Here is a 9,398-nt window from a genome sequence, read left to right on the forward strand (position 1 = left end):
TCTTCTAAAGCTATTTTTATATTTTCAATACTTTCACTTTCTATCTTATAACTTTTTAGCTCAAATGAGTGATTTTTTGCTATCAGGTAAGCAAATGAGGCATTAGTAGTTGAAGATGCGTATCTACCAATAACCTTGTATGGTAAAAGCAGAGCGATACGTAATTTATCCGTTAGAACTGAAGAGCCGAGGTTTAGAATAGATATACTCATCTTTCTAACATCATCTTGTTCTTCATTATCTAATTTTGCATTTGAGTGAGATAGAAAAGAAAATATCATATCATTATCAAGGTATTCTTGTCTACATTCTTCATCACATTTATATGGATCTAAGTTCTGTATATAAGTTTTTGGAAGTGGAATATTTGATATAAGGTAACTCTGTGCAAATAAAATAGCTGGAAATATAAGTGTTAAAAAATATAGTTTTTTCATAGGTAACTCTTTATAGTTTTATTAAATTCTTTAAAGGCACCTATATTACGGAGTTGTAAAGAATACTGAATCCATACTTTAGAGTATATCTTAAGCATAAAGCATAGATGTTTTAAATATTAGTAGCATTATAGCACCTTGAACTTATTTGCTAGTAAACATAAGTTAAAAAAGTTCTTAGTTAATTTTCGAAAATCTTTTTTAAATCCTTCTCAATTACAGTAGTGCTGACTCCACCTAAATAAAAATTATTATTTGGATTATCACCATAGATATCTGTCAGTTTTTGATATTTTGCATTTTTGAGAACAACTTTAAAAGGAATTTGCATAGATGGTTCATATTGTATATCTTTTAAAATTGTGCTAATAATTATATTATTATGTTTAGAATTACCTATAAAATAGAATGCACCATATGTAAATCTGAACTTATCATCAATGTACGAGTCGCTTACATCTTCAAAAGTATTAAGTGCTATTATTAAAAGTTTATCTGAATACTTTACCTGTAAGTCTGTTAAACGAGGTGCTTCTTTTCGACATGGTGGACAATAAGTAGCATACATATCAAACATAACAACTTTATCTTCATGCCCCTGGACAACAAAGCCACCGTTTTGCCTTTTTAATATATATTTTGCTTTAGTACTAATATCTTCAATAGTATATGATGATTGTTCTACTGTTGTATATTCTTTTACGGGAGGAATGTTCTCTTCTTTAGGTTTATCATTACATCCTGTAAAAATTAAAATAGTAAAAAGCACAAATAATGTGTAAATAAATTTCATCTAAAATTCTTTTTTAAGTTCTGATTCTATCAATTCTATGAGTTGTTTATGTCCAAATTCTTGTAATGGTTTTCCATTGACAAAGTATTGAGGTGTTTTTTTAACACCTAGTGTTTTTACATCAGCCAACTCTTGTTTAATTAGTTCATCTAGTTTAGGATCATTAAAATCATTTTTAAGCTTCTCAATATCTAATCCCACATATTTCATAAGTTGCCATACTATTTGTTTATTTGGAACATGATGATCTACCCATTGATTTTGATACTTGAAAAGTGCTTCCAATGTTTCTTCATATTTACCCTGTTTTTTTGTTGCTTCTAAAAGTTTTACTACATAATCTGAACCTTTATGAAAAGGAGCATATCTAATAACATGTTTTATTCTACCTTTGTACTTATTCATTGTATCTTTTATTATTGGATGAAATATTTTACAAGTTTCACAAGAGGGATCTAAAAACTCCACTAGCGTTACTTCGGCATCGCTATTACCAATAACAGTGGAATATTCTCTAATAAATCTTTCTTCATTTTCTTTAGCAATCAGAGCGGTCTCGCTTGATTTATTACTGTTATATGTAAAAGTTCCAAATGCGAATAAAACCAGTAGTGATACCACTGATAATAATACTATTTTTTGTTTGTTCATGAGTTTTTCCTTTTAAAAAATAAAAATAATAGAGTTAATATAATAGTAAATGCAATAAATGAAAGCATCGGAATTGTTAAAAAGCCAAAAATACTCATATATTTAGTAGAACACGGTATCCCTTGAGAACATGGTGTCATAGCTTCTGAGATGATTCCATGCTGCAAAAGATTATGATAAAGTGCAGTTAGCCATCCTATTATAACAAATGGCACAGAGTATTTAAATACATTTTTATCAAATGGAAATAATCCAACAAGGAATATAATAACCAAAGGATACATCAAAATTCTTTGATACCAACAAAGAATACAAGGAGGTTGCTCCATTACTTCACTAAAAAACAGACTTCCAAGAGTTGCAACAGTTGCAACCAGCCAAGCAAAAAAGATGATATTCCAATTTTTGCTAGATTCTATATTGTTTTTACTCATATTATAAATGTCCTATCAATCATATGTTTAGAGAAAATATTTCATTCTCTTTTTTTAAGATGTGCATTGTAGCAGATTAAAGTGAGGGATTTGTGAGTAAAATGAATATTATTAATAATATCAACTTTCTTGCATTTTAATTAATAAGGCAACTTTTTATAGTCTTCAAGTCACTCATAGTGATTTTCTTTAGTTCTGGATTTCTTAGTAAGAACTGAGGATGGTAAATTGGGATTAGTTTATAATTTTTAAAGTCTATGACATGACCTCTTACACTTTGAAAATCTCTATCTTCGCTTGTGAGTTTAAAGTAAGCGTCTTCTCCTAGAGTAACAATTACTTTTGGTTTTACAAAGTCTATTTGTGTAAATAGATATGACTTGCATGAGTCCCACTCAGATGTAGAGGGTAGGTTAGAGTTTAATGGTTTACATTTGATAGCATGAGTAAAGTAAACGTCTTGTGTTTGTATACCTATGACTTTTTCTATCATATTTGTTAAACTCTCTCCACTTCTTCCACTATAGTATTCATTATTTGTATCTTCACTCATTGAAACACTAAAATCAACGACCATAAGGTCTGCGTTTGGATTTCCATATCCAGTCATACTCTGTTTTCTTGACTTACTAAGATCACAAAGGTGACACGATGAGATGCTACTAGAGAGCTCATTAAGTGTTTTTGGTTCTTCGTGAGTGCTCTTTTCGTTTACTCGAAATGGATCAATATAGCTAAACCCAAGAGCTTTTAGGCGGTAAAGATTTTGAAGAAGAATTAAATTCTGAAAAGACTTCACTCTGTCACCTACCACTTATTTTTTGTGAGTATAGTTAAAGTGTGGTTAAAAACTACTTTAGTATACTTTTTATGGTAAACTTCTACTATAAAAAGGATGATAAATAGCATGAAAAAGAAAGATGATATTTTACATATAAACAGTTTTAAGTTAATGTCATCTACTGAGGTCAGTGGTGTTGTACGAAGTATATTAGAGTTACAAAACACAAGTATGTTAATACACCTTTCTTCATATATGCACAATACTGTTCTTGTCCAAAATTTGAAACTAGAAATAGAGAAAAAACTTCCCGATGCCAAGCTTGCTATGCTTAATCATGATCACAAAGCATATACTTCTGTTGTCGTTTATAATTTGGACAAAAAGATACAAAAAGAAGACATCAGTGATGAAATTCTAAGAGAGACTCTAACAAATGATATCGCAAAATCAGAGGATCTAAAAAATTGTAAAAAACAACTCTTAAACAAATACTTTACAGACCATTTAACAAGTTTTCCAAACCTTTATCAACTAAGAAAAGATCTCGATGATAATGATGATTTTTGTTTAATAACTATAGCAATAGATAACTTTGATACTATCAATAACTTTTATGGTTTTATGGTAGGTGATTATACCATTGAACAAGTTGGTAATTATCTTGTAAAAAACATGGATGAAAAAATATATAGAGTCTCTGGAACTGAGTTTACTCTTTACTTAGAAAAGAGTTTAGACTTTTACAGTTTAAAAGATTATTTAACTAAACTTTATGAAAAAGTTAAACATGTAACTGTTAAATACCAACAAAATGATATAAATATAAGTCTAACACTTGCATCTTGTGTAAATATAAATCAAGATAATCTTTTTTCTAAGGTCTCTATGGCTCTTAAATATGCTAAAGACAATAAAATACCATTTTGGATATATGAAGATAGAATGGGTTTTGAAAATGAGTATGAAAGTAATTTAAATATTTCTAATGTTGTTAGACATGCAGTAGAAAAATCAAAAATTGTTCCATATTTTCAGCCTATCATAGATAATAAAACATCAAAATTACATAAGTATGAGTGTCTAGCAAGACTTTTAGATGAAAATGATAATGTAATCTCTCCATCTCTTTTTATTCCAGTCTCAAAAAGTATTAAAGTTTATAACTTAATTACAAAAATAATTATCAATAAGTCTTTTGAAATTTTCGAAAAGAATGAGTATGAGTTTAGTATAAATTTATCTATGGAAGATATTATAAACAGTGAGATGTTTAATTTTATACTACAAAAACTAAAGTATAGTAATGCTTCAAATAGAGTAATTTTTGAGATTGTAGAATCTGAAGCTATAAAAGATTTTCAAAAAATCGAGCGTTTCATAAATGAGATAAGAAGATATGGAGCTAGAATAGCAATAGATGATTTTGGTGATGGTTATTCTAACTTTGCTTATCTGATGAAAATGAATGTAGATTTCTTAAAGATTGATGGTTCACTTATAACAGATATAGATACAAATAAAACCTCTTACTTGGTTGTTGAGACGATAGTTGAATTTGCAAATAAGTTAGGAATAGAAACGATTGCAGAGTTTGTTCATTCAAGTACAGTTATGGATAAGGTTAAAGAGATGGGAATAGACTTTTCTCAAGGTTATTATATTGATAAACCACTGGTAGAGATTGAATCTCAAAGAGAGTAGACGTTATTAGTTAGCTTTTTTACTTGACTTTTAAAATGAGAGATTATTATTATAGTACTTTTATGCTCTTTTAACATCAACCCTATTTTATGAGATAGCTCTTCATTTAAAGATGCTGTTGGCTCATCCAAAAGCAAAACCTCTGGTTCTAATAATAGAGCTCTAGCAAGAATTAATCTTTGCTGTTGACCTCCAGAGAGAGAAGTTGCATCTGTGTGAAGTCTATCTTTAATCTCATCATACAAGTATACTTTTTCTAGTGCTGCATTGATTTTTTCATCTATGTTTTTTATTTTGTGTATTCTTGCTATAAAAGCTAGATTTTCATAGATACTCATAGGTAAAATATCTGGTTGTTGAGACACATATATGATGTTTTTTCTGATTTTTGTAAGATTATCCTCACTCTCTTTCATTAAATCTATGCCCTTATAAAGGATTTCACCTTTTAGCTTATATGATTTTTCATAACGTATCATCTGGTTGATGCATAAAAACAGTGAACTTTTGCCTATTCCACTTGCTCCAACAATAGCTGTGATTTCATTTTCTTTAATCTCTATATTTAACTCTTCAAATATATGTTTATCGCCATAACTGAGAGATAGATTTTTTATATTAAGCATATTTTTTCCTGAATTTTTTTTGTAATAAAGAGGTAAATAAAAATAACAATATTGCAATACACAGCAGTACTAATGCTGCCCCAAAAGCACTATTTAATTCTGCTTGATCACTGTATTCACTAGAAATGTAGTAAATATAAAAAGGCAGTGCTTCATACTTGTCAAAAACACTGCTTGCAATTCCAGCGCTAGCTACTGCTCCTGTTAACATAATCACAGCAGTGTCTTCACATGCTCTACCAAGTGCTAAGAATATCCCACTTGTTAGTTCTTTAGAAGCATATGGTAGAAGTATATAAAAAAGGTTTTGCATTTTATTAAGGCCCAGTGTTAAACCTAAATGTTTGATTTCTTTTGGAATATTATCTAAACATAGTTGAGTGTTTTTTACAAGATATGGCAAAATCAAAAGAGACAGAGCTAAACTAGATAGTAAAAGAGATGGCAAAAAATTACTCATAAATATTTTATGTAAGTAGATGCTAAGCAGAAGAAAAAAGACTCCTATGATTATGGAAGGAACGGTTGCTAAAAGTTCAAAGCAGGTAGTGAGAAATTCTTTTACTTTTGTATTTGCATAGATGCTAAGGTATATTCCAGATGCAACACCAAAAACTATACCAAAAATAAGAGATAAAAAAATAAGCATAAGTGTTCCAATAATTGCTGGAAATATTCCATCAAAAACTCTCTCTTTAAACATCATAGCATCTACTATATTGGCATCGGAGAAGATTAACTCTACAGAGATGCTAGAGAGTCCTTTATAGAGTATAAATGAAATAAGTAGATAAACTAAAGCCATAGCAAAAAAGCTAAATATACTAAATACAATTTTATAAAATAGATACTCTTTTTTCACTATTTTATCCTTATAGATTTGATTATAAATATTAAAATAAAGTTAGAACCTAAAAGTAAAACAGCACAGAAAAATATAGCCTTAAATGCCATAGAATCAAAATCATTAGCAAAGATAAGAGCTATATGAGAAGTAAGAGTTCTACTAGAGTCAAATATGGAAGTAGGAAAACTTAGAGCATTACCAGCTAACATTAAAGCTATCATAGTGTCTCCTATGGCACGAGAAAGAGCTAGGATAACTCCACCTGTCATATTTTTGTAGGAGTTTTTAAGTACAAACTTAAAAAAGAAATCATCTCTAGATAATCCTAGGTTTAAACATGTTGATTGATATTTTAAAGATAGAGTTTTAAATATATTTAAAAATATCAAGCTCATTGTAGGTATAAGTAAAAGGCTTAGTACTATAGATGCAACGAGTATAGATAGAGTTGAACTTGGTTTGTAAGTACTAATGAAAGGTACTATTGTCATAAGAGCAGCAAAAGCGTAAATAACGGTAGGAATAGCACTCATAAGAAGTATAGTTTTTTCCAAAAAAAATATAAGATATCTGTTTTTAGACAAAAATATAATACTACAAATACTAAAAGAAAAAACAAAAGCTAAGAAAAGAGCATTAAAACTTATAGCCATTGTACTAAAGAGCATTGTTGCAATGCCAAATTTTTCTTTTTCAACATCCCAATCAAATGATAAAAAGTTAGAAATATCGTTTAAGTTAAACAAGTCTATGCATAAATAAGATAGAAGTAAAAATATGAAGATGACTAAACTACTACTAAATCCAGTAAAAAAAAGTAGTAGTTTAGAAAAAAGTTTATTCATCAGTTGCTAAGAATCCGTTTTTAGAAACTATTTTTGAACCTTCTTTTGATCGCATGTATTTTATAAAAGCTTTTGCTAAAGGTTTTGGTTCTCCACTACTTAAAAGAAATAGACCTCTCGATACATTGTACGAGCCATTTTTTACATTTTCAAGAGTAGGGTGAACTCCATTTACGCTAATAAGTTTTACATTTTTATCTACTAAACCTAAAGAGATAATACCTATTGCATTTCTATCATTTTTAATAACTGTTTTCATAGCAGAGTTTGAAGACACAACTCTTGCAGTTTTGGCTATATCTGATTTTTCAAGTGCTTTTTTCCAAAAAACCTTTCTTGTAGCACTAGATTGGTCTCTTGTATATAGGTTTATAAGAGCAGAATTTGCACTAAAATGTTTATAGTTTTTTATTTCACCAGAAAATATTTTTTGTAGTTGTTGTGTTGTAAGGTTTGATATAGGATTTTGAGGATTAACAATAATACCAATCCCATCTATAGCAAATCTAAAAAGTTTTAAATCACCTTTTTCAATTTCTACTTCTGTTGGTTGTCTACCCGAGTTTGCTAAATCAATAATTCCAGAACTAACTTGTTTGATACCTATTCCACTTCCTCCACCTGCTATTGTGATAGAAATATTAGGATACTTTTTCATAATGTTTTTGATAGCTTGTTTCTCACACTTTATATGAGCCGTTCCACCTGCAATATTTAGACTACCATTTAAGTCTGCAAAATCATCTAAGCTAGAAGCACTTAAAGTAAGTGAAGCAACAGCAACCATAAGAGTTAAAACTTTTTTCATTAATCAACCTTTGTTTTATATAATTATTTAATGAGATTGTATGATTAAAATGCTTTTTTTATTATTAATAAGTAAAGTTTTTTTTACCTTTATTAAAAAAATAAATATAAATTTTGATATTTTTTAAGAATGAAGAATGGAAAATAAAGAGCCAAAGGCTCAATATTTTGAAGATGTAATTACTGAGCTACTTCTACAACAACTGGATTACCTTCCCACAGCATATATAATATATACAAATCTCACAAACCCCTTTAATACCCCTATATACCAATACCACTAGCCTTGTAAGTGTTTTGTATTTTTAACAGTTCCCTCTTTAACCCCTCTTTAACCTTAATAATCCTATCCTTTGGTTGCCAATAGGCTACCATTATTTTGAGGTAAAAAGATGATTAAAACAAAGTTTACAGGTGTATATTATAGGGACTTACAGAACAAGGATAGAGTATTTATTATTACATACAAGTTAAGAGGAAAATCTAAAAAAGAAAAAGTAGGTACAGCCAAAGAGGGTGTTACAGCTGCTTATGCAAGTAAAATACGAGCTAAAAGAACTTCAGTAGATAGACTGAAAGAAGACGCACCTATGTTACAAAATAAAAAACTACCTACCTTTGATGAATGTTTTAATTTATATATGAATAAAATTAAAGAAAAAAGCGATACAAGAAATACCAAGGGTAGATATGATTTACATGTGAAAAAAACATTTGGTCATTTAGTAGTTGATGAAATTACGATTGAGTTACTTGAAAACTTTAGACAAAAAGCAAGAAAAAAGATAAGTCAAAGAACTGGTAGACCTTATGCTGCTAAAACTATCAATGATTGGCTAAATATTGTTGGTACAGTTATAAACTATATGATAATTCACCACAATCTAAATATAAAGAATGTTGCATATTCTAAAACACTTGAAAGAGAGAAAATAGATAATGACCGTGAAAGATATTTAGAAATTGATGAAATAGAAAAGCTTTGGGATGTTTTAGAAAATAGAACTGGTGCAGCTTTTAAAGAATATGTTACTGCTAATATGAAAATATTTTTAGCATTAAGCTTAAGTACCGGTGCAAGATTAAATAGTGTACTTACTATCACTAAATCAGATATAAACTTTCAACAAAATACTATTAGAATAAAAAATCATAAATCAAATAGAACTTATAACGGTTTTCTTCATCCACGATATAAAACATTAATAGAAGAACGAGTTAAAAACCTTTCACCTATAGATTATGTAGTAAATGGTAAGAATAAACCGTTATCAAGGGTTTCACCATACAAAGTATTTAAAAAAGTTTTTGATGATTGTTTTAATCAAGATTTAGAACCTGGGGATAGTAAGAGAAGAGTGGTAATACATACACTTAGACACACATTCGCAAGTCAATTAGCAATTCAAGGTACACCAATTTATACAATTATGAGATTAATGGATCATGCAGATATAAGCCAAACTATAAGAT

At 29.0% G+C, this 9,398-nt stretch carries 10 protein-coding genes and 1 pseudogene; 2 read left to right on the forward strand and 9 right to left on the reverse strand.

What is annotated here, in order from left to right:
- The 5 genes and pseudogenes from QZZ48_RS12240 to QZZ48_RS12260 form a co-directional block, all read right to left on the reverse strand.
- Positions 1–437 (reverse strand): annotated as a pseudogene (locus tag QZZ48_RS12240) (hypothetical protein); the annotation flags it as partial.
- Between the two features lie 181 nt (positions 438–618).
- Entirely contained in the window at positions 619–1,230 is a 612-nt protein-coding gene (locus QZZ48_RS12245) for a thioredoxin domain-containing protein (protein WP_294966288.1), read from the reverse strand.
- Positions 1,231–1,881: a thioredoxin domain-containing protein gene (locus tag QZZ48_RS12250; protein WP_294966289.1), complete on the reverse strand. Its 651-nt coding sequence runs from the start codon at positions 1,879–1,881 to the stop codon at positions 1,231–1,233.
- A complete protein-coding gene (locus QZZ48_RS12255; RefSeq protein ID WP_294966291.1) occupies positions 1,878–2,315 on the reverse strand; it encodes a disulfide oxidoreductase in 438 nt (145 codons plus the stop codon). The genes QZZ48_RS12250 and QZZ48_RS12255 overlap by 4 nt, the downstream gene beginning before the upstream one ends.
- Positions 2,316–2,451: 136 nt before the next feature.
- Positions 2,452–3,114 (reverse strand): uracil-DNA glycosylase, encoded by a 663-nt coding sequence (locus QZZ48_RS12260; protein ID WP_294966294.1) that lies wholly within the window; start codon positions 3,112–3,114, stop codon positions 2,452–2,454.
- A 108-nt stretch (positions 3,115–3,222) separates the two neighbouring features.
- Between QZZ48_RS12260 and QZZ48_RS12265 the strand changes: the two genes are divergently transcribed.
- Positions 3,223–4,800, forward strand: coding sequence for an EAL domain-containing protein (locus tag QZZ48_RS12265; protein WP_294966298.1), 1,578 nt, complete (start codon positions 3,223–3,225; stop codon positions 4,798–4,800).
- On the opposite strand, the gene QZZ48_RS12270 is transcribed toward QZZ48_RS12265, so the two are convergent.
- The 4 genes from QZZ48_RS12270 to QZZ48_RS12285 are packed head-to-tail and all read right to left on the reverse strand — an operon-like array spanning position 4,788 to position 7,926.
- Positions 4,788–5,426 (reverse strand): ATP-binding cassette domain-containing protein, encoded by a 639-nt coding sequence (locus QZZ48_RS12270; RefSeq protein ID WP_294966300.1) that lies wholly within the window; start codon positions 5,424–5,426, stop codon positions 4,788–4,790. The two genes, QZZ48_RS12265 and QZZ48_RS12270, sit on opposite strands and share 13 nt — an antisense overlap.
- Positions 5,419–6,288: an ABC transporter permease subunit gene (locus QZZ48_RS12275; RefSeq protein WP_294966303.1), complete on the reverse strand. Its 870-nt coding sequence runs from the start codon at positions 6,286–6,288 to the stop codon at positions 5,419–5,421. Before QZZ48_RS12275 ends, QZZ48_RS12270 begins: the two co-directional genes overlap by 8 nt.
- Entirely contained in the window at positions 6,288–7,118 is an 831-nt protein-coding gene (locus QZZ48_RS12280; protein ID WP_294966306.1) for an ABC transporter permease subunit, read from the reverse strand. The genes QZZ48_RS12275 and QZZ48_RS12280 overlap by 1 nt, the downstream gene beginning before the upstream one ends.
- Complete coding sequence (locus QZZ48_RS12285) at positions 7,111–7,926, reverse strand: phosphate ABC transporter substrate-binding protein (protein WP_294966308.1); 816 nt, start codon at positions 7,924–7,926, stop codon at positions 7,111–7,113. The genes QZZ48_RS12280 and QZZ48_RS12285 overlap by 8 nt, the downstream gene beginning before the upstream one ends.
- Positions 7,927–8,317: 391 nt before the next feature.
- Here QZZ48_RS12285 and QZZ48_RS12290 point away from each other — a divergent pair.
- A partial coding sequence (locus QZZ48_RS12290; protein WP_294966311.1) for a site-specific integrase occupies positions 8,318–9,398 on the forward strand: 1,081 nt, incomplete at its 3' end.

Source organism: Sulfurimonas sp. (assembly GCF_016744025.1).
Taxonomy (GTDB): Bacteria; Campylobacterota; Campylobacteria; order Campylobacterales; family Sulfurimonadaceae; genus Sulfurimonas.